Source organism: Microcoleus sp. AR_TQ3_B6, from assembly GCF_036702785.1.
GTDB lineage: Bacteria > Cyanobacteriota > Cyanobacteriia > Cyanobacteriales > Microcoleaceae > Microcoleus.
The window spans coordinates 40,737-63,141 of sequence record NZ_JAUBVJ010000003.1 but is presented as its reverse complement, the minus strand read 5'-3'; the positions used below and the strand labels follow the sequence as shown (position 1 = coordinate 63,141).

19 protein-coding genes are annotated in these 22,405 nt (G+C 46.5%); 13 read left to right on the top strand and 6 right to left on the bottom strand.

The annotated features are described in order from the left end of the window. Window positions 1-100 precede the first annotated feature (100 nt). Entirely contained in the window at window positions 101-1,927 is a 1,827-nt protein-coding gene (gene mrdA / locus QUB56_RS02580; RefSeq protein WP_332952896.1) for a penicillin-binding protein 2, read from the top strand. Between the two features lie 188 nt (window positions 1,928-2,115). Here mrdA and QUB56_RS02575 read toward each other — a convergent pair whose 3' ends face one another. Beyond that, window positions 2,116-3,870 (bottom strand): DUF3352 domain-containing protein, encoded by a 1,755-nt coding sequence (locus QUB56_RS02575; RefSeq protein WP_332952893.1) that lies wholly within the window; start codon window positions 3,868-3,870, stop codon window positions 2,116-2,118. A gap of 114 nt (window positions 3,871-3,984) precedes the next feature. Here QUB56_RS02575 and QUB56_RS02570 point away from each other — a divergent pair, with 114 nt between their 5' ends. Further along, the gene (locus QUB56_RS02570) at window positions 3,985-4,611 is read left to right on the top strand and encodes a Uma2 family endonuclease (RefSeq protein WP_332952892.1); all 627 of its coding nucleotides are present in this window, start codon (window positions 3,985-3,987) and stop codon (window positions 4,609-4,611) included. 9 nt (window positions 4,612-4,620) lie between these two features. Here the strand turns inward: QUB56_RS02570 and QUB56_RS02565 are convergent, their stop codons facing one another. Then, window positions 4,621-5,226 (bottom strand): pentapeptide repeat-containing protein, encoded by a 606-nt coding sequence (locus QUB56_RS02565; RefSeq protein WP_332952891.1) that lies wholly within the window; start codon window positions 5,224-5,226, stop codon window positions 4,621-4,623. Window positions 5,227-5,404: 178 nt separating this feature from the next. On the opposite strand from QUB56_RS02565, the gene purL reads away from it, so the two are divergent. The 7 genes from purL (at window position 5,405) to QUB56_RS02530 (ending at window position 15,368) form a co-directional block, all read left to right on the top strand. After that, complete coding sequence (gene purL / locus QUB56_RS02560) at window positions 5,405-7,969, top strand: phosphoribosylformylglycinamidine synthase subunit PurL (protein WP_332952888.1); 2,565 nt, start codon at window positions 5,405-5,407, stop codon at window positions 7,967-7,969. A gap of 218 nt (window positions 7,970-8,187) precedes the next feature. Then, window positions 8,188-9,933: a bifunctional serine/threonine-protein kinase/formylglycine-generating enzyme family protein gene (locus tag QUB56_RS02555; RefSeq protein WP_332952887.1), complete on the top strand. Its 1,746-nt coding sequence runs from the start codon at window positions 8,188-8,190 to the stop codon at window positions 9,931-9,933. Window positions 9,934-10,312: 379 nt separating this feature from the next. After that, complete coding sequence (locus tag QUB56_RS02550) at window positions 10,313-10,672, top strand: DUF433 domain-containing protein (RefSeq protein WP_332952886.1); 360 nt, start codon at window positions 10,313-10,315, stop codon at window positions 10,670-10,672. A 4-nt stretch (window positions 10,673-10,676) separates the two neighbouring features. After that, window positions 10,677-11,024 carry a DUF5615 family PIN-like protein gene (locus tag QUB56_RS02545; protein WP_332952884.1) on the top strand — a complete coding sequence of 116 codons (348 nt, stop codon included), beginning with the start codon at window positions 10,677-10,679 and terminating at the stop codon, window positions 11,022-11,024. A 17-nt stretch (window positions 11,025-11,041) separates the two neighbouring features. Beyond that, window positions 11,042-11,488, top strand: coding sequence for a hypothetical protein (locus QUB56_RS02540; protein ID WP_332952882.1), 447 nt, complete (start codon window positions 11,042-11,044; stop codon window positions 11,486-11,488). A gap of 599 nt (window positions 11,489-12,087) precedes the next feature. Then, entirely contained in the window at window positions 12,088-13,554 is a 1,467-nt protein-coding gene (gene purF / locus QUB56_RS02535; protein ID WP_332952880.1) for an amidophosphoribosyltransferase, read from the top strand. 728 nt (window positions 13,555-14,282) lie between these two features. Continuing rightward, window positions 14,283-15,368, top strand: a complete 1,086-nt coding sequence (locus tag QUB56_RS02530) for a DUF3474 domain-containing protein (protein ID WP_332952879.1) — start codon at window positions 14,283-14,285, stop codon at window positions 15,366-15,368. A gap of 139 nt (window positions 15,369-15,507) precedes the next feature. Here QUB56_RS02530 and QUB56_RS02525 read toward each other — a convergent pair whose 3' ends face one another. Both QUB56_RS02525 and QUB56_RS02520 read right to left on the bottom strand, forming a co-directional pair. After that, window positions 15,508-16,098, bottom strand: a complete 591-nt coding sequence (locus QUB56_RS02525) for a hypothetical protein (RefSeq protein ID WP_332952878.1) — start codon at window positions 16,096-16,098, stop codon at window positions 15,508-15,510. Window positions 16,099-16,335: 237 nt separating this feature from the next. Further along, a complete protein-coding gene (locus tag QUB56_RS02520; RefSeq protein ID WP_332952876.1) occupies window positions 16,336-16,725 on the bottom strand; it encodes a DUF1830 domain-containing protein in 390 nt (129 codons plus the stop codon). Between the two features lie 374 nt (window positions 16,726-17,099). Between QUB56_RS02520 and QUB56_RS02515 the strand changes: the two genes are divergently transcribed. The 3 genes from QUB56_RS02515 (at window position 17,100) to QUB56_RS02505 (ending at window position 20,484) form a co-directional block, all read left to right on the top strand. Next, entirely contained in the window at window positions 17,100-18,680 is a 1,581-nt protein-coding gene (locus QUB56_RS02515) for a photosystem II high light acclimation radical SAM protein (RefSeq protein ID WP_332952875.1), read from the top strand. 594 nt (window positions 18,681-19,274) lie between these two features. Further along, on the top strand, window positions 19,275-19,745 hold the full coding sequence (locus QUB56_RS02510) for a hypothetical protein (protein WP_332952874.1): 471 nt from the start codon (window positions 19,275-19,277) through the stop codon (window positions 19,743-19,745). Window positions 19,746-19,884: 139 nt separating this feature from the next. Then, the gene (locus QUB56_RS02505) at window positions 19,885-20,484 is read left to right on the top strand and encodes a hypothetical protein (protein ID WP_332952871.1); all 600 of its coding nucleotides are present in this window, start codon (window positions 19,885-19,887) and stop codon (window positions 20,482-20,484) included. A gap of 79 nt (window positions 20,485-20,563) precedes the next feature. Here QUB56_RS02505 and QUB56_RS02500 read toward each other — a convergent pair whose 3' ends face one another. Next, window positions 20,564-20,974 (bottom strand): pre-16S rRNA-processing nuclease YqgF, encoded by a 411-nt coding sequence (locus QUB56_RS02500; protein WP_332952869.1) that lies wholly within the window; start codon window positions 20,972-20,974, stop codon window positions 20,564-20,566. A 239-nt stretch (window positions 20,975-21,213) separates the two neighbouring features. Next, entirely contained in the window at window positions 21,214-21,585 is a 372-nt protein-coding gene (locus tag QUB56_RS02495; RefSeq protein ID WP_332952867.1) for a hypothetical protein, read from the bottom strand. A 115-nt stretch (window positions 21,586-21,700) separates the two neighbouring features. On the opposite strand from QUB56_RS02495, the gene QUB56_RS02490 reads away from it, so the two are divergent. After that, window positions 21,701-22,405 (top strand): hypothetical protein (locus tag QUB56_RS02490; RefSeq protein WP_332952866.1); only part of this gene is annotated, 705 nt, incomplete at its 3' end.

The following is a 22,405-nucleotide window of genomic DNA, read 5'->3' as shown; positions in this document are numbered from 1 at the left end:
CCCCCAACGGCCAATTCCCGATCGCCCCCGGTCTGATGATGTATACTTCACAATTGACCATCAGGAGTACAAAATCTAGGATTTGACATCTACCTATAGAATGATGCAACGACAAATTTATTCGACCTCAGGATTTCACTCTTCTGACAAAACCCTGGGGGCAACTCCTAAGAAACAGGATCGTCCGATACACCGGGCGATCGTGTTAATGCTAGTGGCAACCAGTTTGCTGAGCCTGCACGCTAGTCGGCTGGTGGAACTGCAACTGGTACAAGGGAAGCAAAACCGGGAACGAGCCGAAAACAATCGCGTTCGCCTAGTGCCAATGCCGGCGAATCGCGGACACATTATCGATCGCAAAGGCAAGCTGCTAGCGGCAAACAATTTAGCTCGATCGGTATATTTGTGGCCGAAAGAACAAACGCCGGAAGAGTGGAAAGTTACAGCAGAGAAGTTGAGTCCGCTGGTTAAAATCCCGGCTGCAGAAATTTTACAAAAAATAAAACAGGTCGATCCTCTATCCTACAGACCGGTGCGGATCAAGCAAGCGATGCCGCCAGAGGTGTTTGTGCCACTAGCAGAACAGGTGGGACAAATACGCGGAGTGGAAGTGCGACCTGAAGCGAAGCGCTATTATCCCGAAGCCAGTCTGGCAGCTCATGTTCTCGGATATATTGGCGAAGCTACCGCAGCAGACTTGGAAGCTCACCCGGAATATCCGATGGGGATGATTGTCGGTCAGATGGGCATAGAAGCGAGTTCAAACGAGAAGATAGCAGGAGTTTGGGGCGATCGGCTGATCGAGGTAAATGCCCAAAATCAAGAGTTGCGGCTGATCGGAGAGACACCGCCTAAACCGGGTGAGGCGGTGCAGCTAACCATAGACTTGTCCATGCAAAAAGCAGCCGAACAAGCCCTGGGGAACCGCCGGGGAGCAGTAGTGGCCCTGGATGTCAAAACCGGGGCGGTATTAGTTATGGCTAGCCACCCGACTTTTGACCCCAATCTGTTTACGCGAAAAATCAGTAAGGAGGAGTGGGAAACTCTTCAAGAGGCGGAAAATCCATTTTTGAATCGGGCCATGCAAGGCTATCCCCCCGGTAGCACTTTTAAAATTGTGACTTCCGTGGCGGGCCTGGAGTCGGGCAAGTTTTCGCCGGACTCAATTCTCGGTACTTCGTCTTACATTACTGTCGGGGGAATTGATTTTAACGAACACAGTGGCGGTTACGGCAACATCGGCTTTCGGGAGGCCTTGGCTTTCAGCAGCAATACGTTTTTTTATCAAGTGGGGATTAGTACCGGGCCCGAGCAAATTTCTAAGTGGGGACACCGCTTGGGAATTGGCAAGGAGACGGATTTGAATCTTTTGGGGCTAGGCGGTGGCGATCACGGTCAAATCCCGACGCCGGCCCAGAAGGAGAAAATCTATAAAGAACCTTGGTATGCGGGTGATACAGTAACGATGTCGATCGGGCAGGGGTTGGTGTTGATGACTCCTTTGGAGGCGGCGGTGATGGTGAGTTCGATCGCTAACGGCGGCTATCGCGTGAAGCCCCATCTTTTGGCTTCTATGACCGGCACGCCGCAGACTCAACGGGTACATACAGGGATGAAACCTTCAACCATTCAGGTGATTAAGGAAGGACTGATCGCGGTGGTTGCCGAGGGTACGGGACAGGGGATGAATGACGGTTCGATTCCGCTGACGGGGGGCAAAACAGGGACTTCGGAGGTCATCGGACAGAAGGATCACTCTTTGTATGTCGCCTTTGGGCCCGCTGACAAGCCGGAAATTGCGATCGCCGTGGTTGTCGAAAATGGCGGTTTTGGTTCTGTTGCAGCAGCCCCGATCGCCAAAGAGGTTTTTCAAGCTTATTTTGGGAAACCCAAAAAGGTGAATGAGTCAGTAGTGATTAGTCCTTAGTTATTGGGAATCGGGCATTGGCCCGCGCAGGGCATAGTTTCTTCCTTCTTCCTTCTTCGTTCTTCCTTCTTCCTTCTTCCTTCTTCCTTCTTCCTTCTTCCTTCTTCGTTCTTCCTTCTTCCTTCTTCCTTCTTCCTTCTTCGTTCTTCCTTCCTTCTGACTACTGACTAATGACTACTGACTACTAACTAATTCAGCCGCATAAATATTGTAGCTTTGCGAATTCCTGTTATTTCCCCGGTACTGGTGACGGTGAGCGATCGCAAGTGGTCGAACAATGGTCTTGCCGAAAGTTCAATTAACCTCAACAGCGGGATTTGTTTTTCCCAAATTGCCCTGCAGGAGGGCCAGTCTAAATAAAAATAGCCGTCGTTAGATGGTGGTAGCGGTTCAATGCTGGTTTGAAAATCTTGATTGGCAACTAAAGAGCCTGTTTCTGCTGCTTCTAGTGCTGCGTCCATTGCTTCTACTGAAGTGGTGAAAATTTCGTATTTGCCGACGGTGGCTCGGACTCCTTTTGCCTCGGTTTCGATCGCACTTTTTCTCTTATTTTTTTTACCCAAATTTTGACTCGTTGTCAACTGGGTCCAAGCGGTAATTTTCTGGTTTCTGAGAGTGAAGCTGCCGATGCTGTATTCTTTACTGCGGGCAATTTCATCGAGTTTGTCGAGATCCTTTTGGGAATCAGCAGATTTTTCGGCGGCAAAAATCCAGTCCGCACTATTTGACGAATTCGGAAGCACTCCTAAAGCGTATTCTCCTTGTACCCAGTTAAATATATCCTGCTGCAGGTTGACCCCCCAAACTTGTTGAATATCTGCGAAGGTGCGATCGACTAATTTTGAGACTTCTGCATTAGTAGACACCGCCGATGACAAATCAGCCCAAAAATTCCTTAAATCGGTGCTGGCGACCGCGAAAGGACTGGCGGAGGGAATGTATTGCAAGGCTTTCACCGGTTCTGAGAGTGTTGGAGAAGCTGTGTTTTCTCGCGATGTCACTAAAGCAGTTTGAGCCAGCAATCCCCGTCGGTTGACTCCGACAGCAACTGCGAGGGAATTAAGAGAAACTTGGGGATTTTGCCCGGTTTGTGACTGCGGCAGATTAACAAATGCTAAAGCAATTCTGCCTTGACTTAACTGCTGGAAAGCTTTTTGATAGTTAGGACTATTGTTGAGATTTAGGTTAGCTGCTGCAACATTGTTAATTGCATCTCGAATCACATTTGGGCTATTGGCAAATAAAACAAAACTAAGGTTATTTCCTGAATCTGAACTGTCGCCGATTGCCGCTGTTGCGAAGCTGGGCGGCAAAGTTGTCTTCGGCAGAGAAAGCGGGTTGAAAGGCGAAAGCGCAGAGTTTTTTTTGTTAGCTGTTGGTACTTTTTTATAATTAATTTGCACGCCTTTATATATTTCCGACTGCACTGTTTTAGCCGCCCGAGATTGTTTTCGCCAGTAAGATTCGAGAAATTGTTGGCTGCGATCGACATTTTGGGAGGAAACCGCCAGCAAAAACCCAGTTTGTTGCCCGTTGTTGCTGTCGCGTTCTAAATCTGGAGTTGTGACGGCGAGGGTGATTTCGTCACCGATCCAAGGTTGGATATCTCGACTGTAATCCAGACCAGTATTGGCGAGGAGACTTTTTTTGATTTGCTCAAATTCTGCGTGCGATCGACTTCTTTGTTCGGGAGTGGCAAAAACTTGTCGCAATGCTTCGAGGCGATCGGGATTTACCAGCATTGAAGCTAACAAAGGTGTTTGTTTCGAGACAAACACAGCCGCAGCCGGAGTAGTTGTCGGCCCGCCAGCGAGCAAATTCAGGGGAGTGTGAGTTGTCAGCCAGTAAAAACCACCGGCACTCAAGCCTAAGAGTGCCAACACGCCAGCAATGAGGAAAGAAAAGAACGATCGCAGCTTCATAAAACAAGGACTAATGACCACAGTCTATTATTAACTAGAGTAGCGCAGGACCGTAGCTGTCGGCAGATACTTTTTGGGCGGTCCGCAAAAAAAAGGATAAACTAAAATATTCTCAAGCTCTAAAACCAAAGTAAAATGCTAACAATATCAACCCCCCCCGAACAGCGAGTTTTACTCCCCAATATCAGTTGGCAGTTATATGAAAGCCTGCTAGCCGAACTGGGCCAAAAACGTTCCACCAGAATTGCTTATCATCAAGGTCAATTAGAAATTATGGTGCCACTACCGGAACATGAAAATCGCAACAGGCTGATCGATCGCTTAATTGTAACTCTCATAGAAGAACTCAATCTGGAATACAATCCCTTTGGCTCAATGACGATTAAAAAACGCCAAAAAACAGCGGGAAAAGAACCAGATTCATGCTATTATATCCAGAATGAAGCACTGGTCAGAGGGAGAACCGAATTAGACTTTGCTGAAGATCCGCCGCCCGATTTAGCACTAGAAATTGATCTTACCAGCAGTTCCTTAAATCAATTCGATTTATATGCAGATTTAGGAGTCCCCGAAATTTGGCGGTACGACGGACGAAGCATCAAGTTTTATCAATTGCAAAATGGCGAATATGCCGAGTGCAAATTTTCCCGGGCTTTCCCAATGCTACCGACTGCAAAAGTTGACGAATTTATCGATCGGTGTCAAACTACAGGCGCAACCGCAGCAGTGCGAGAATTGCGGGAATGGGTGAGAAATCAGTAATTGTGCAGTCTACCACCGCAATCCTCGCGCATCGGAAAAATCTGCATCTATAATCGCCCCCGCATCGAATACAGCATCAGTCAAATCAGCTTTTCTAAACGATGTCACCGACAATTTTTCTATTTGTTCAACAGCGATAAAAAAGCCGATCGCAGTTAACCCAAGAATTACCCCTGAAACCAAAAATAAGACAATTCCCCTGAGAGTATCTCCGCCCAAAAATGTCACAATACCGCTAGCGCCGATCGCAGCAGCAGCCCCAGCCACAGACCCCGCCACAATTCCAGCCTCGCCCCTAGTCACAGCAATCGCCGTAGCAGCCGTTCCCGTCACCGCCACAGCCCCCGCATCCGCCCCGCCAATGAGTCCAGTCAAAGCCCCAGCCGTCGTCACTGTCACCGCAGCTAGCCCAGCCCTAGCAATCAAATTTTTCACCCGCCTGCGGCTTTGTCCGGTTCTGACACCCTGAAAATTTGCCCCCCTCAAAATCGCCCCGGTGAAATTGCAGCCTCGAATGTCGCAACCGCTGAAATTCGCCCCAGACAAGTCAAGACCTTTAAAAGAACGGTTCCGCAAGTCTTGGTTAGCAAAATTGAGATTTCGAGGGTAAGTCATTCGATTTTAGATTATAGATTTTAGATTAACCAACCACAGGGCTGAGATTTTAGATTTTAGATTTTAGATTTTAGATTCACAACCCAAAGACCTAGGATTATAGATTTTAGATTATAGATTTTAGATTAACCAACCAAAGGGCATTTAGAATAAAGCCTGTGGTTTATAACGAGTTTCCATGTCTCCCATCTCCGAATCCCCATTTTCCCCCCAACAAATTGCCGGTGAAAGACTCACACCTGAAGAATATGAAGAAATCGTTCAGCGTCTTGGCCGCCACCCCAATAAAGCTGAATTGGGAATGTTCGGCGTCATGTGGAGCGAACACTGCTGTTACAAGAATTCGCGACCGCTATTAAAACAGTTTCCCACAGAGGGCGATCGAATTCTCGTCGGACCCGGAGAAAATGCCGGCGTCGTAGACTTGGGACACGGCTTGCAACTCGCCTTCAAAATTGAATCCCACAACCACCCCTCAGCCGTCGAACCTTTCCAAGGTGCAGCAACCGGTGTCGGGGGGATTCTCCGCGATATCTTCACAATGGGGGCCCGCCCCATCGCACTTTTAAATTCCCTGCGTTTCGGCAACTTAGACGATGCTAAAACTCAGAGATTGTTCAAAGGCGTAGTATCGGGAATTTCTCATTATGGAAATTGCATCGGAGTACCCACAGTTGGCGGCGAAGTTTACTTCGATCCTGCTTATTCCGGCAACCCATTAGTTAACGTCATGGCCTTGGGTTTAATGGAAACTCAAGAAATCGTAAAATCCGGAGCATCCGGCATCGGAAATCCCGTGCTTTATGTCGGTTCAACTACCGGGCGAGATGGCATGGGAGGAGCAAGTTTTGCCAGTGCCGAATTGACAGACAAATCAATGGACGATCGCCCCGCAGTCCAAGTAGGAGATCCATTTTTAGAAAAATCCTTAATTGAAGCTTGTTTAGAAGCATTCAAAACCGGTGCAGTCGTCGCCGCCCAAGACATGGGTGCCGCCGGAATCACCTGTTCCACATCAGAAATGGCAGCCAAAGGCGGCGTCGGCATTGAATTCGATTTAGACAAAGTTCCCGTTCGAGAAAGCGGCATGATTCCCTACGAATACCTGCTTTCGGAATCCCAAGAACGGATGTTGTTTGTTGCCCAAAAAGGACGCGAACAAGAATTAATCGATATTTTCCACCGCTGGGGATTGCACGCCGTAGTAGCGGGGACAGTTATCGAAAAGCCGATCGTCCGAATTCTCTTTAAAGGCGAAATCGCTGCCGAAATTACCGCCACTGCTTTGGCAGATAACACGCCCATTTATCACCGAGAATTGTTGACAGAACCGCCAGAATATGCTAAGAAAGCATGGGAATGGACGGCGGACTCGCTGCCAAAATCCACCGCAGCGGGTATCGAAGTTAAAGGTAATTTCCAAACTTGGAATCAGATTTTGCTGACGCTTTTAGATACTCCCACTATCGCTTCTAAACGCTGGGTTTATCGCCAATACGACCATCAAGTGCAAAACAATACTGTAGTTTTGCCGGGAGGTGCTGATGCTGCGGTTGTCAGATTGCGTCCGCTAGAACCCTGCCAATCTTCCCTTGCTAACGGGCTGCAAGAACCCCCCCTTGCTAAGGAGGGGCTACAGAGAGAAGATGCTGTGGAAGAAGTTTCTGAAAGCAAACAGGAAGAAGAGGTAATTCCTCTATTTAAAAAGGCACAAGGTAGGGAAACTCCCAAACTTTCTCCCCCCCTTAGCAAGAAAGAAGTGCCGCAGCCGGGGGTTATACCGGGAGTTGCTGCAACGGTTGATTGCAATTCTCGTTATGTTTATCTCGATCCTTATGAAGGTGCAAAAGCAGTCGTAGCGGAAGCAGCGAGAAACTTAAGCTGCGTGGGTGCTGAACCTCTGGCAGTTACTGATAATTTGAATTTTGGCAGTCCTGAAAAGCCTATCGGATATTGGCAGTTAGCGTCAGCTTGTCGGGGGATTGCTGATGCTTGTCGGGAGTTGGGAACGCCTGTTACTGGCGGCAATGTTTCTCTTTACAATGAGACGGTTGATGCTGAGGGAAATCCTCAACCAATTTATCCGACTCCGGTAATCGGAATGGTGGGGTTAATTCCCGATTTGAAGAAGATTTCTGGCCAAGCTTGGCTAAAGAAAGGTGATTTAATTTATGTGCTGGGAATGGGGGAATCATCCCCAAACTCAGAACTTTTATCTGAAAGCTCAAAAATCGAAACTTCTCCTACTTTGGGAGGTTCGGAATATTTAGCGGCAATTCACGGGATTGTCGCTGGGAAACCGCCAAGGATAGATTTTGAGTTGGAAAGAAAAGTGCAATCGGTTTGCCGCGAGGGAATTCGGCAAGGTTGGGTAGGTTCTGCCCATGATTGTGCGGAAGGTGGAATTGCGATCGCCCTCGCGGAATGCTGTATCTCTGCTAAAATGGGTGCGGAAATTCATCTCAGTTTCAATTCGGAAAAGGTCGGCCGCTGGGATGAAATTTTGTTTGGTGAAATGGGCAACTGCATTGTAGTTTCAGTCGCACCGAAACATCAAAAAATTTGGGAGGCTTACCTGCAAGAACATTTGACCAAAATGTGGCAGAAAATTGGTTTAGTTTGCTGCGCTGACTCACCTTTGCGTGTTGTGAGTGCTGATAATCAAGTGTTAATTGAGGTGGCGATGGGTGAGATGGGCGATCGATTCTATAATGCGATCGAGCGTCGAATTGCATCTGTCTGACAACGTGAAGTTTCGATCCCCCTAACTCCCCCTTAAAAAGGGGGACTTTGAATACTCTTGTCCCCCCCTTCTTAAGGGGGGCTAGGGGGGATCTCCGGGTTTAAAAAACACCCTAGAACCTCGACTTCTTACAAAATTCACGATTCTTGCAAAAACATATTACATAAATCGGGGTTCTTAGACACTATATAATATAAACAATATCATTCGTAAAATAAATGATTTGGTGTATCAATCCCAACTGCAAAAAGCCTGAAAACCCCGGCGGGCGTACACATTGCATCGATTGTCACCTTGAACTCGTCCCCATCCTGCGAAACCGTTACCGGATGATAGGATTCCTCGGTGCAGGCAGTTTCGGTAGAACCTATTTAGCTAAAGATATTGATAGACTAAATCAACGCTGTGTCGTTAAACAATTAGCACCAAATGTCCAGGGAACTTGGGCGATTAACAAAGCTGTAGAGTTATTTCAGCAAGAAGCCAGACAACTGCAACAGCTAGGACAACATCCCCAAATTCCATCACTAGATGCCTATTTTGAACAAGACAAATATTTGTATCTCGTACAGCAGTTTGTCGATGGTGATAATTTGTTGACGCTTTTCCAAAATCAGGGAATTTGGCAAGAAAGCCAAGTTAAGCAAGTATTACTAGAACTTCTACCTGTTCTCAAGTTTGTTCACGAACAAAAAATCATTCACCGAGATATCAAGCCAGAGAATATTATGCGCCGTCGCAGCGACGGTGTGTTAGTGCTGATTGATTTCGGAGTTTCCAAACAGTTGTCGGGAACAGTGATGTCGAGACTGGGAACGCAAATTGGTACGCTTGGTTATGCGCCCCTTGAACAAATGCAAGGAGGTGAAGCTTATGCAGCCAGCGATTTGTTTAGCTTGGGGGCGACGGCTTTTCATCTACTGACGGGAGTACATCCTTATGGTTTGTGGACGGAACACGGTTATAGCTGGACTGCCAATTGGCAGAAACATTTGAAGAATCCTATAGACAAGGGACTGGCATTGATTTTATCTAAGTTGTTGGCAAAAGGTATCCAGCAGCGCTATCAATCAGCAGAGGAAGTTTTAAGAGATTTTCAACGTCAGTCAACGCCAAATTTTATACATACTTTAAAAAGGTTTGACTTTGACAAGGTGACAGTTGATGTGCGGGGTAATATAACTAACCGCCAACAGCGTCAAGCACAATTTTTCCGGGAAAATTTAGGTAGCGGTGCAATCTTAGACATAGTAGCAATTCCTGGCGGCCGTTTCGTGATGGGTTCTCCTAATACCGAAGCAGAACGAAGGGACAATGAAACGCCGCAGCGTACTGTGAATATCTCTCCTTTTTTTATGGGTAAATATCCAGTCACTCAAGCACAATATCAAGCGTTGATGGGGAATAACCCTTCTCATTTCAAAGGTTTTTTCAAAAGCAAACAACTCCCTGTAGAACAAGTTACCTGGGATGATGCTGTGGAATTTTGCCGGAAACTTTCTCAAAAAACAGGGAAGACTTATCGTTTACCATCGGAAGCCGAATGGGAATATGCTTGTCGCGCCGGAACTACAACGCCTTTCTATTTTGGCAAAACAATTACCCCGGATTTAGTTAATTATGATGGCAATTATCCCTACGGTGCTGCGCCGAAGGGACTTTACCGCAAACAAACAACGGATGTGGGGAGTTTTGGGCCGAATCCGTTTGGTTTGTATGATATGCACGGGAATGTTTGGGAATGGTGCAGCGATCGCTGGCATGATAACTACTATGGCGCACCGACTGATGGAAGTTCTTGGGAAACTGGTGGTGGATCTGAATACCGTGTGCTGCGTGGTGGTTCCTGGCGCAACAATGCGGTCTATTGCCGTGGTGCCGATCTTTGCTACCGCTCGGCGGACAGCAGGGGGAGGGACAGGGGTTTTCGCGTTGCGGTAGCGTCGGTTTCTTCCTCGTCCTAGTTTTCCCGGCGAGGACTCTTCTCTGCTCTCTAGCCCTTTAGCGGGTTGAAGCCGTAGGGTGCGTCGCCCGAAACAATCTGCAAGTTCGATCGACAATCTCGCAGCGACACACCGCGAGAGTCAGTCAATCGATTTTAGATTTTAGATTTTAGATTTTAGATTAAAGAATTCAAAGATAGACCCCACGGATGAATCCGGGGGCTTGTGAAGAGGATTCGGAGATTAGGCCGGGGCGGGTTTATTATGTTGTTCGTTCCGACATAGATGATTGGTAAAACCCGCCCCTACCGCAGAATTAAGCCTACCGAGCTTGATAACTGATAGAGATATCGCCTTACAATATCAAATAGCTACACAATTCATAAATCCCAAAATTTCTATGACAATCCAAGAATTAGAAATACAACTCCTGGCCTTAACGGCGATCGAAAAAGCTGAGGCAATAAGCATCTTAACTCAAAGCCTGAAAAACAGCGGCCGCCCGATAACCAAAACTCCCGGCGTGATGGGCGGTGATGCTTGTATTGACAAAACTCGCATTCCCGTTTGGTTGCTCGCCAGCTATCGCAATGACGGCGCTACCGATGCTTTTATCCTAGACTGCTACCCCCATCTCAGCGCTGCTGATTTGGTAAATGTTTGGGCTTATACTGAAGCTTATCCTGACGAAATTGAGTCAGCAATTCGACAGCAAGATGATGCTGACGAAATCTTAGATACACCTGAAAATATTAAATAAACCTATGGCACGCCTCTATGCAGACGAACAATTTCCCCGACAAGTTGTGCAAAATCTGCGGTCTTTGGGGCATGATGTCCAGACTGTTCAAGAAGCAGGAAATGCTGGACTACCTGATGAGGATGTATTAGCATTTGCGACCAGTGAAAATCGGGCTGTTTTGACCGTCAATCGGCGCGATTTCTTTCAACTGCACAAGCTGAAACCTGACCATTGTGGTATTGTTGCCTGCACGCGAGATGACGGTATGCCTAGACTGAGTGCGAATATCAATGATGCGATATCTACTGCTGAGATTCTGACGGGAAAAGTGATTCGTGTCTATCGTTCTGGGCCGCCGTCCATATCTTAATTGAATTTAATAATTCTATGAGTGCTACAACCGATCGCCCTTTAAAACATTTTTGCATAGAAGACTTGAAAAGTGCCGACCTCGCAGGCATTACTCTAATCCCCCAACCTTTAACCTTGCGCTTAGACTTTACATTCGGAACCGGGATTTATGACACTTCGATCGAATTCTATCAACTCGTTCATCAGGTAATCTCTCAACCAGTCAACTCCGACTCAGAAGAGTCTTGCTTCTGGGTGGGTAACGCAGAATTAAGACAATTGACAGAAGATAAGAGTCAAATTTTATCTACCTTGTCCTATCCTTTTCAAAATCAAGCAGGTTTGATTGAGACAGGTTCGTCGCCCCTTTTCTACTTTCGACTGAAAGGGGATATTTGTATCGAAGTAGTTTGCGGTAGTTACAAAATTTTTCAAGAATTGGAATCGGCGGTTGAAACCGCGTCTACACCAACGAAAACCTGATGGGGCGCAGGTTGAAGCTTTAGGGTGCGTCGCTCTCTACAATCTCCAAGTAAGATGCAAATCTCATAGCGACGCAGCTAAAAAATACGACATTACTTAATACTCGATCGCGCCAAAAATGACTTTACATGGCCGCACAGATTCCCATGATGATATAGTAGGTCAATTTCCTAAAGAAGTCAAGATCGATCGGCCTTAAATTCTACTATTTGAAAAAGCCCGTCAAGCAAGTTTTTAATTTATTTTCCCTTGCACGATCGCCTATCTCTTGGTCTGGCGTTGCGCGGACGAAAGTTTCGACAGAAGCGATTTCACTCGCCCCATCGATCGCGCCCCATCGATCCCCCCACCGATCGCGCCCCATCGATCGCCCGAGGGCCCACCATTAATCAAGGTTAATATAGGATCGGGGGGCGATCGATACTACAATGCGATTGAACGTCGCATCGCTTCTGTCTGAAATGCTACACAAGTTGGAAATAATGACAGATCCGTGGCAAGATTAAAGAAATGTTAAGTTACGCGACATCTTCCCCAAAAGAACGAATCGGTGAAATTGTCCCCCTAACATACCGTCCCCATTAGGAACCCACCTATCTATGATTCCCAACCATTCTTTCGCGGCTGACGAGCATTCTAGCAAACCCGACAAGCCCGAGGAAGCTTGCGGCGTTTTTGGTATCTACGCACCGGGTGAAGATGTCGCCAAGTTGACCTACTTCGGTTTGTATGCTTTGCAGCACCGGGGTCAGGAATCCGCAGGGATTGCCACTTTTGACGGTGAAAAAGTCCACCTGCACAAAGATATGGGACTGGTTTCCCAAGTCTTCAACGAATCGAGTTTAGGTCACTTGCCCGGTAACTTAGCCGTAGGCCACACTCGCTACTCTACTACGGGCTCCTCGCGCGTGGTCAACGCTCAGCCTGTGGTTGTCGAAACTCGTTTGGGAAGTCTGGCTCTAGCACATAACGGGAATCTGGTCAATACCAAAGAATTGCGAGAAGAATTGCTGTCTCGGAAGTGCGAGTTTGTCAGCACGACGGATTCAGAGGCGATCGCAGTGGCGATCGGCTGGGAGGTAGACAATGGCAAAGACTGGCTGGAAGCAGCGATCAGTGCCTTTGGTATGTGCCAAGGAGCCTTTAGTTTGACGATCGCCACCCCCCAAGGCGTGATGGGAGTCCGCGACCCCCACGGAGTTCGCCCGCTGGTAATTGGCATCCTCCCCACAACTCCGGTACGGTACGTTTTAGCATCGGAAACTTGCGGCTTGGATATTATCGGAGCTGAATTTTTGCGCGACGTAGAACCGGGGGAATTAGTTTGGATTACAGAGGAAGGTATGGCTTCATTCCACTGGAGCCAGCAGCAGAAGCGCAAACTTTGCATCTTTGAAATGATCTATTTTGCTCGACCCGACAGCCAGATGGAAGGTGAAAGTTTGTACAGCTACCGACTGCGGATCGGGCGTTTGTTAGCAGCAGAATCTCCGACTGATGCTGATATAGTCATCGGCGTTCCCGATTCTGGAATCCCGGCCGCGATCGGCTTTTCTCAAGCTTCCGGCATTCCTTACGCCGAAGGATTGATTAAAAACCGCTACGTCGGGCGCACTTTTATTCAACCGACTCAGACAATGCGGGAGTCAGGAATCCGCATGAAACTCAACCCTCTCAAAGATGTGTTGGAAGGAAAAAGAGTAATCATTATCGACGATTCGATCGTGCGCGGTACTACCAGCCGCAAAATCGTCAAAGCCTTGCGGGATGCGGGCGCGACCGCAGTTCACATGAGAATTTCCTCGCCGCCGGTGACTCATCCTTGTTTCTACGGGATCGACACCGACAATCAAGATCAGTTGATTGCCGCTACTAAGTCAGTCGCAGAAATCGGCGTCCAAATTGGGGTTGATTCCTTGGCTTTCTTGAGTTGGGATGGCATGCTGAAGGCAACTAACGAAGACCCGATGAGTTTTTGTTCGGCGTGTTTCACGGGTGATTATCCAATTGACGTTCCAGAAGTGGTAAAACGGTCTAAGCTCCTATTAGAAAAGGCTGGCACCTAGAAAATCAAAAAGCGAGAAAGCGATCGCCCCTCATTTTCCGCGATTTATGGATTTTCAAAATTTTCTGGTAAGTCGTTGCCAGAATGTGTGAAGTAATGTTACATTAACTTAGCTGTAGCAATAATTGCAGAATTTGTGAACTATAGTGAACAGTCGCTTGGGTAGAACTTGCGTGAAACCCAAGATTCTGATTGGAGATTTGAGATTTGAGATTTGTCCCTCAATCTAAAATCACCAATCTCAAATCGATGGGTCTTTCCCTACACTCTCGTTCACAATTCCTGCTGCAATCGCTGTATGCTACCTGGAGACTGGAGGTATTTCCTCCAGATGTCCACTCTCAGATTGAAGTCGCATTTCGCACGAACAACGGGCACATGAGATTTTTTCAGATAACAGGGTCGATCGCACTAATTTTCCCCATACAAGTATTCCCCAAGCCAAGTTGCTTGAGAATCGCGGACGGGCTGTTCATGCGAACTAAAGAACTTTAGAAACCCTTGGAGAGTAAAAAATATGGCTCCTTGCAGGTTGAATGTTACCTCACCTGCTGAGGGATACAACCCCCCGACTCATGTCGGGGAGAGCCAAAAAATTTAGATCTTAGTTTAAGCCCCCAGATTCATCTGTGGAGTGAATCTAAAATCTAAAATCTAAAATCTAAAATCGATTGACTGTTGAAAGAAGGCGGAGTGCGGTTTCTCAAGTCAGCTTAAATCGGAAACTTTGTGCAATCAAATACTGTTCTCAACCCCCCGAGCAATCAAGGCTCATCCTCTCGTACAACAGAGTTACCTTTTACTCTTGCTGATATCAAGGCAGCCATTCCAGCTCACTGTTTTGAACCCTCGGCCTGGAAATCTCTGGCTTACTTCTTTTTAGATCTTGGAATTATCGCAGGTTTGTATGCGATCGCCTACACCCTGGATTCCTGGCTCTTTTACCCAATCTTTTGGTTGATGCAGGGAACGATGTTTTGGGCATTGTTTGTAGTCGGCCACGACTGCGGACACGGTTCATTTTCTAAGAGCAAATGGCTCAACAACCTGATCGGACACCTCTCCCACGCTCCAATTCTCGTGCCCTTCCACGGTTGGCGGATCAGTCACAGAACCCACCACGCGAATACAGGCAGCTTAGATAACGATGAAAGCTGGTATCCCGTGTCGGAGAGCCATTACGAAGAAATGCGCTGGTACGAAAAGCTGGGACGCTTCTATTTGATGTTATTTGCCTACCCAATTTATCTGTTTCGCGGATCGGGCGTTCGGGCAGGTTCTCACTTCATGCCCGGCAGCCAGCTTTTCCGTCCGTCCGAAAAATGGGATGTGTTGACGAGTTCCGCATCCTTGGTACTGATGGTAGGCTTTTTAGGCGCCCTAACCTATCAGTTTGGTTGGCTGTTTTTGCTCAAGTTCTACTTGGTTCCCTATGTAGTGTTCGTGATGTGGCTGGATTTGGTAACATTCATGCACCACACAGAAGCAGATATTCCTTGGTATCGCGGTAAAGATTGGTCTTTCTTGAAAGGTGCATTGTCTACGATCGATCGCGACTACGGAATTATCAATTCCATCCATCACGACATCGGGACTCACGTAGCCCACCACATTTTCTCGACGATGCCGCACTATCACTTGAAGGAAGCAACCGAAGCCATCAAGCCAGTGTTGGGCGATTATTATCGCAAGTCAACCGAGCCTATTTGGAAGAGCTTTATTCGCTCTTACTGGGATTGTCATTTTGTCTCGGATACAGGTTCGGGAGTTTACTACGAATCGCCTACCACTCGGCGATCGGCCCAAGTTAAGTAGCTTAAATAAATAATAGAATACGCAAAAACCCGGCTGCTTAAAGAAACCGGGTTTTTCATTTTTGCGCGTGTTCGATCGGATGTTCCACATTTAACCTGCATATTTGGGGCGGGCTAGGAAAACCTACCCCACAATTAATTTACAGATTCCCTTGAAGCCCGATCGCCGTGACAATAGTCCAGGCATCCACCAACAGCAACAGCAGCGTACATAAAAGTAAAATAAGATACATCCAAGGCTGCGACAAAGGGCGGACATCTCTAGTATCAATACCTGTTTTTGCTTCCACCAAACCGACTAATTTAGCAAATCCAGCCACCCGCATGGGTAGCAAATAACCTTCTCCCGAATGACTCAAAAAATAGTAAACTAAACCTCCTTGACCGGTCGATCGAGGTTTGAGAGCTTTTACCTCAGTCCAAGGTAGGGACCAACCCTTGCGAAAAAAACGCGGAAACCAGTTGGGATATGTCACTTCAATCCCTTCCTCGCTCAAAATTACCCTTTCACTGAGCACGCCGTAGAGGCCCACAGCGCCGACAACAATTGCCGCCCAGAGTACGGCGGGGGGAACCGGTGCTTTCGTTACTTCCGACAAAAACGGCAAGGGAATTGTCAGGGCTGTGTACAAGCTCAACAGCGTGATTCTAATCAGGGGAGAAAGCCGGAATACCGCCGGCTCAAATACTGGGGCAGAAGATGGGGAAGAGGCAAGAGGTTGTGCTGACATGGCTGAATTTCGAGAAGCTGTTTATTGATATTTTTGCACAGCTTTCCGGCCCGCCAACAAAACTCAGGGAAATAGGAAAAACCAGCCAATATTTGCAGTTGTGAGTTGGGTGCTAAAATTCATTTCAGAAACTTTGATTCTTAAGTTTTGATTTTTTACCGCTTTGCAGAAGTTGGAATTTTGAGCGCGGAGCTATCAATTAACTGATAATTTATAACTCAAAACTCACAACTCCGATTAATCGACGGCGGTTAGTGCCGGTACAGTCAAAGGTTCTGAGTTTTCTCGGGATTTGGGGCGGCCGGCCATTGCTGTTCGATCGCCCTGAGCTTCCTGTCGGGATCTGTTACGATTGAGGTTTGAATAGGGACCTTCGTTAATCTGCAAGCGATCGCAAGGGATTGTATCCGACAAAATTGCACTAGCCATCATCCCGGTGTGTATTTCCAATGCGGAGGTCCGTATCGCTTCAAATACTAAGCGCTGTCCGGGAAAAACTACTCGTTCAAAGTACCAGTTAGGAATGTTGGTGATGCGAGCAATCTGAATTTGACTGGTGGCGTTGACGTAGCAGCACAGAATCTTGCTGTCGCTGTCTAAGGGTACGGGGTCAAGAATTTGAGCCATAAATGGTGAGGGAGCCTTGCCTAAAAGTTTTAGTTATATTATCAGGCTAACACTAGGCGATCCCACCTACTGTAAAGCGGACTACCAACTCCCTAATACATTAGAGACCGATCGTACCACATTTTTATTTTAACCGGATAAATATCTGTTTTTTGACTCCCAGCTTGGATCTTCGGTCAATATACGCTGTATTTGCTTAAAAATTAGCTTTTTTCTGCTGCTGTCGCCCATCGACACCAACAGGCTCGGCCTTGAGCCCAATAGAAAAATTTAAGAATATTTAATGTCAAATTGCGAGAATTAGAGAGATTGTAAAGTTATATTAAAAGAATATTAACATAGCGGAAAAAGTTCCAGTTTAGGATATGGCAATCATGGAAAGCCGAGAAAACCGAGTCCTGTACGTTCGCCTCCCTTGCAATCCGATTTTCCCGATCGGAGTTGTGTATCTTTCGGATCACGTACACAAGCTGTTTCCCGATGTCGAACAGCGCATTTTCGATTTAGGCGCGGTGCCCCCCCTGGATTTCGCTAAAGCTTTAGATGCCAGCATAGACGAGTTTAAGCCGACGCTGATAGTTTTCTCTTGGCGGGACATTCAAATTTACGCGCCCGTGGGCGGCCGGGGCGGCAACCCCTTGCAAAATGCCTTCGAGTTTTACTACGCCAAAAATCTGCTGATCAAGTTCCGGGGAGCACTCGGAGGACTGCGTTTAGCCGCGTCTTACTACACCGAACTCTGGCGCAATTTGGGACTGATTAAGCGCGGATTGAAGCGGGCCCGGAAATACCGCCCCGAAGCTCGTGCAGTGGTCGGGGGTGGTGCTGTGAGCGTGTTTTACGAGCAGTTGGGCCGCAGTTTGCCGGCGGGAACTGTGGTTTCGGTGGGGGAAGGCGAAGCTTTGCTGGAGAAGTTGATTAAGGGCGAAGATTTGGCCGAGGAAAGATGTTATGTGGTGGGAGAAACCGTGCCGCGCGCGAGGCTAATTCACGAAAAGCCAGCCAACATCGAGAAAACAGCCTGCAATTATAACTACATCGAAACGATTTGGCCGGAATTTTCCTATTATCTACAGGATATGGACTTCTACGTGGGAGTCCAAACCAAGCGCGGCTGTCCTCATAATTGCTGTTACTGCATTTATACGGTGATTGAAGGGAAACAAGTGCGGATCAATCCGGCCGATGAGGTGGTGGCGGAGATTCGGCAATTGTACGATCGAGGTATCCGCAATTTCTGGTTTACCGACGCTCAATTTATCCCCGCACGCAAATTCATCGATGATGCAGTTGAATTATTGCAAAAAATCATCGCCGCCGGCATGACAGACATCCACTGGGCCGCTTACATCCGTGCGGACAATCTCACACCCGAATTGTGCGATTTGATGGTAAAAACGGGGATGAATTACTTTGAAATCGGCATCACCAGCGGTTCCCAGGAACTGGTTCGTAAAATGCGGATGGGCTACAACTTGCGAGTAGTTTTGGAAAATTGTCGCGATTTAAAAGCAGCCGGTTACAACGATGTGGTTTCCGTGAATTACTCGTTTAACGTCATTGACGAAACCTTTGAAACCATCCGGCAAACTATTGCTTATCACCGAGAACTAGAGCGGATTTTTGGAGCAGATAAAGTAGAACCTGCTATTTTCTTTATCGGGTTGCAGCCGCACACTATTTTAGAAGAATACGCCTTTAAAAAGGATATTCTGCAACCGGGTTACGATCCGATGAGTTTGATGCCTTGGACAGCGCGCAAATTGCTGTGGAATCCCGAGCCTTTGGGTTCGTTTTTCGGAGAGATTTGTTTAGAAGCTTGGCAGCGGAATTCCAAGGATTTCGGCCGCGAAGTGATGGCAATTTTGGAGGAAAAACTCGGCTGTGCCGATTTGGAAGAAGCATTATCTGCGCCTGTGGAAATCAAAGACAAACAGTTGGCGACCGTTAATTAATTACTAGGTTCGCCGTCAGGACGACCGTCCTTTAAAAAAGGGGAAATGGGAGAAAAAATGTATTTTCTGTTTCCCTTTTTATTATTCAATAAATAGGTAAGCGCAAATAAACATTACGGTGTAATATCAAATCCGTTAGCATCGGAACAGTAAATTCTAGTTCACTGTTGACTTTTGACTGTTAACGGTTCACTGTTGACTGTTGACAGTGAACCGTTAACAGTCAACATCATTCCGGTATAACCGGAAATGATATAACAGAGTCGGTTCGCGATCGCATGGGGGCGCTGATTCCCGGTTCCTACGAAAATAAAAGGTTGAGTAAGGAGAAATATATAAAAAAACCGGGTTTCTGGGCTCAGCGTACACAAGCCCTAAGAGCGTAGAATTGTCATAAATGCAAGAGATTGCTGTCCTGCGATCGCATTGACATAGTTATGTATTTTCACTGGTGTATGGCGATCCGTCAGCACCTTACTTAAACCTAGGGTTTACCGTGCTCCCTGGGCCTCTGGTCTCTGACATTAAATATTATTAATATCCAGCAAAGATCGCTTAAGATGTAATTATATAGTTAAAGCCAGGGGTGAGAAGATGTTTTATAAAGATAGAGTTAAGGGCATTAAAGGAGTAAGTCTAGTTATGGTTGGCATTAGTGCGATTCCCTTCGGGATAGCTTCGCTTCACGGCTTTTTGACCGCCTCAGCAGAAGCAACTGCACTAAATCAACCGATTGGCAAAGTGCGGGCGATCGCACCGAACAGTTTGCGGAATTATCAACCGCTGCAAATTGCTCAAGTTGAGGGATGTCCGAGAGCCGAAATGGTGCAATCTTTCGCAACTCCCAACTTTTCTATATACATTTGCAAAACCCAAGAAGGCGATATTTTTTACCGGGGCCTCAGCAAAATAAATGGCACCCAAATCAATGTAATGCAAGTAACTACAGGTGACGACGGAACTTATGAAGCGACTAACGGCAATATTATCTATTCGATTAACCCCGAACGCCTGCAAGTGCGGCAGAATGGTAAGGTAATTTTGACCGAAGCAGTCATTAAGTAGCACTAAGTGTTATTCAAGGAGCGATCTGATTAATTTAGGGTACATTTTATTAGCTGAACTCAAACAAATTCCAGATTGTTTCAAATTTAGGCATAATTATAAGAATAAAAGTCTGTATTATCAAAAAAGCTATCGGATTATGCCTTACAGTCAATTCACAATTACTAGAGCTAAAAAAGACTTTCAGTTAACTATCGTGGAGGGAACTCGGTTTTTTCCGGAGGTAGAATCAATTAATCCCAGTCCGAGATTGAGTAGCGAATTAGAAGATTTGCCTTGGACGATCGCAGTTGGTTCAGAAAAAGCCAGATCGGAAGCCATTGTCTACCCAGTTTTGCAAGAAGTCCGGCGCTTGATGAACCGCCAAATCAGTTTATTTTCGGGACGGGAATTCAATGTTGATCCCAGTTGCGATCTCACCGGATACGTCGATTTTTTAATTAGTCGATCGCCCGAACAGCTTACCGTAGAAGCGCCCGCGATCGTAGTTGTGGAAGCAAAAAAAGCCGATCTGAACGAAGGTATCGGTCAATGTATTGCTGAAATGGTAGCGGCACAGCGCTTTAACGAAGCAGCAGAACACCCGATCGCCACTATTTACGGTTGTATCAGCAGCGGCACTCAATGGCGTTTTCTCAAGCTTTCAGGAACAACTGTGACGATCGACCTTACCGATTATCCGCTGCTTCCCGTGGAAACCATTTTAGGATTCTTGGTGTGGATGGTTCAACAAGATTAGCTAGATTTAACTGATTCAGTAAAAAATAGGATTTCCCACGAAACCTAAAGTTTTTAGAACTTGCTTGAAAACCTCGCTGTCAACTGTCTACTGTCAACTGTTTGTTCAAATATCTCTCAATTAGGACGATCGCCACTATATCATCTACAGGCCGCGGCGGAGTCCGCATCCCCTGGGGAATCAAGCGAGAAAGGCCCGTCGGAGGGTACATTTCCCAGTAACGATCCTTCGCTTCCAAACTGCTGTACCTCTCGTCAACCCGAACAATTTCGATCTCCGGCGACAAACTCTGACTGAGTTTTTGTTTCCAACTTTTAGAAGTTGTTTGGTCTCCCATGACTAATAACTCAATGGGAAACTGTTTGCACAGAGATTGAATCGTAGATATTGCTTCGTCGGACAGCACAACTTGATGATAGAAGACGTTCTTATCTCTACCCATCACGGCGATGCCGCACTTGTCTTTACCCGGATCGAAACCTAAAATCATATTATATTTATTAGTTCTGAGTTAATAAGTTTGTAGTTGCGCTGTTGTAGTCGAGGAAAGCCATCACCAACCTATATCTAATCTGACACTTACATTCTTGAATGTCTCAAAATTTTTGCGGGCGATCGCACTTATTTTGCTTGACTTTTTTGTGGGATTGACATATTATATCATCATGGGAATCCGTGCGGTCATATAATGTCATATAGTATTGTCTCAGCTTAAGCCCCGCGCACAAATCAGAAGGTTTCTTTCACCCCCCGCGCACAAATCAGAAACCGGGTTTTTGCCACAATATTGGCTTCCCAGTTTTGATTGAACTCAAAAACCCGGTTTCTCACAGCAACGCGCAAAAACCCGGTTTCTCTCACCTCTGTGCAGGCGGTGCGGATCTGTGAGATTGTCGATTCGATCGGCAAATTGCAGATGGCGACGCACCCTACTATCTTATCTGGATTTGGTGTAGTGGTATTTTTTGATATGCAGTAGATATGGTTGGCGGGGTTGTTGGGGTTATCGAATTTGGTGCGATCGATGCAGAGGAATTGGAGGGTTTGGTGGAGGTTAGTTTCCGTAAGTTGGGGAAAGCAGGAGTTGGGGGAGTTGGGCAAGGTTGATTAGTTCAGAGGTCGGGATGCCACTAGGCTATAATCAATTAACTGACAGGTGGTAATTGGGTTTCGTGCCCTCAACATAACCTACAATATTTAACAGGGAGTTGTAGTAATGGAAGTGGAATTTGGTCAGGTTCAGGAATACAATACAGAAAGAGGTTTCGGCTTTGTAAGTCGCACATTTAGGAATGCTAATCAACGACATAAAAAAAATGTTTGGTTTCACATCAAAAAAATCAAGTGTGATTACCCAAATTTGGCAAAAGAATTAGATGCTGGCTCCTTCGCAAATATTAACTTTTGGTACGAAGTTGATACTAGCGATCGCGAAAAGGTAGGTAAAGTCTGGCTAGACCCAAAAGATATTCCTCATCAGCAACGAGATAGTTTATTTTCTCATATTGAACAACTATGGTGCAATCCTATTAATGCCCTTCCTCAATGGCTAGATTCCATCACAATTGCTGTGGTTGGAGAAGTTCGCAAAGATGAGTTGAAGAAACTTTATGATGAACAAATCCGTAAGCGAAATAAAGTAAAAGAGCAAGAAAAAATACAGAGACAATCTCGACATGAACAGGCACTGCGAAGTAACAATCCAACTCAATTCTCCAAAGCTCCAGCACAAGTACATCTAGATGATGCAAAGAATATTCAAATTCCATCAGCTACAGAGGGTTTTCGTACTGAGAGAGGAATATTTAAGGGAATTTACTCTAGTGAGATGCACGGGTTACCCCTACAGAGACAATCTCGACATGAACAGGCACTGCGAAGTAACAATCCAACTCAATTCTCCAAAGCTCCAGCACAAGTA

What these genes read in the sequence shown, in the direction of transcription:
- purL (WP_332952888.1), top strand. Translation starts at nt 5,405, where the DNA reads ATGTCTCCCATCTCCGAATCCCCATTTTCCCCCCAACAAATTGCCGGT.
- QUB56_RS02510 (WP_332952874.1), top strand. Translation starts at nt 19,275, where the DNA reads ATGTTTTATAAAGATAGAGTTAAGGGCATTAAAGGAGTAAGTCTAGTT.
- QUB56_RS02550 (WP_332952886.1), top strand. Translation starts at nt 10,313, where the DNA reads ATGACAATCCAAGAATTAGAAATACAACTCCTGGCCTTAACGGCGATC.
- QUB56_RS02540 (WP_332952882.1), top strand. Translation starts at nt 11,042, where the DNA reads ATGAGTGCTACAACCGATCGCCCTTTAAAACATTTTTGCATAGAAGAC.
- purF (WP_332952880.1), top strand. Translation starts at nt 12,088, where the DNA reads ATGATTCCCAACCATTCTTTCGCGGCTGACGAGCATTCTAGCAAACCC.
- mrdA (WP_332952896.1), top strand. Translation starts at nt 101, where the DNA reads ATGATGCAACGACAAATTTATTCGACCTCAGGATTTCACTCTTCTGAC.
- QUB56_RS02515 (WP_332952875.1), top strand. Translation starts at nt 17,100, where the DNA reads ATGGAAAGCCGAGAAAACCGAGTCCTGTACGTTCGCCTCCCTTGCAAT.
- QUB56_RS02555 (WP_332952887.1), top strand. Translation starts at nt 8,188, where the DNA reads ATGATTTGGTGTATCAATCCCAACTGCAAAAAGCCTGAAAACCCCGGC.
- QUB56_RS02565 (WP_332952891.1), bottom strand. Translation starts at nt 5,226, where the DNA reads ATGACTTACCCTCGAAATCTCAATTTTGCTAACCAAGACTTGCGGAAC.
- QUB56_RS02545 (WP_332952884.1), top strand. Translation starts at nt 10,677, where the DNA reads ATGGCACGCCTCTATGCAGACGAACAATTTCCCCGACAAGTTGTGCAA.
- QUB56_RS02570 (WP_332952892.1), top strand. Translation starts at nt 3,985, where the DNA reads ATGCTAACAATATCAACCCCCCCCGAACAGCGAGTTTTACTCCCCAAT.
- QUB56_RS02520 (WP_332952876.1), bottom strand. Translation starts at nt 16,725, where the DNA reads ATGGCTCAAATTCTTGACCCCGTACCCTTAGACAGCGACAGCAAGATT.
- QUB56_RS02525 (WP_332952878.1), bottom strand. Translation starts at nt 16,098, where the DNA reads ATGTCAGCACAACCTCTTGCCTCTTCCCCATCTTCTGCCCCAGTATTT.
- QUB56_RS02500 (WP_332952869.1), bottom strand. Translation starts at nt 20,974, where the DNA reads ATGATTTTAGGTTTCGATCCGGGTAAAGACAAGTGCGGCATCGCCGTG.
- QUB56_RS02505 (WP_332952871.1), top strand. Translation starts at nt 19,885, where the DNA reads ATGCCTTACAGTCAATTCACAATTACTAGAGCTAAAAAAGACTTTCAG.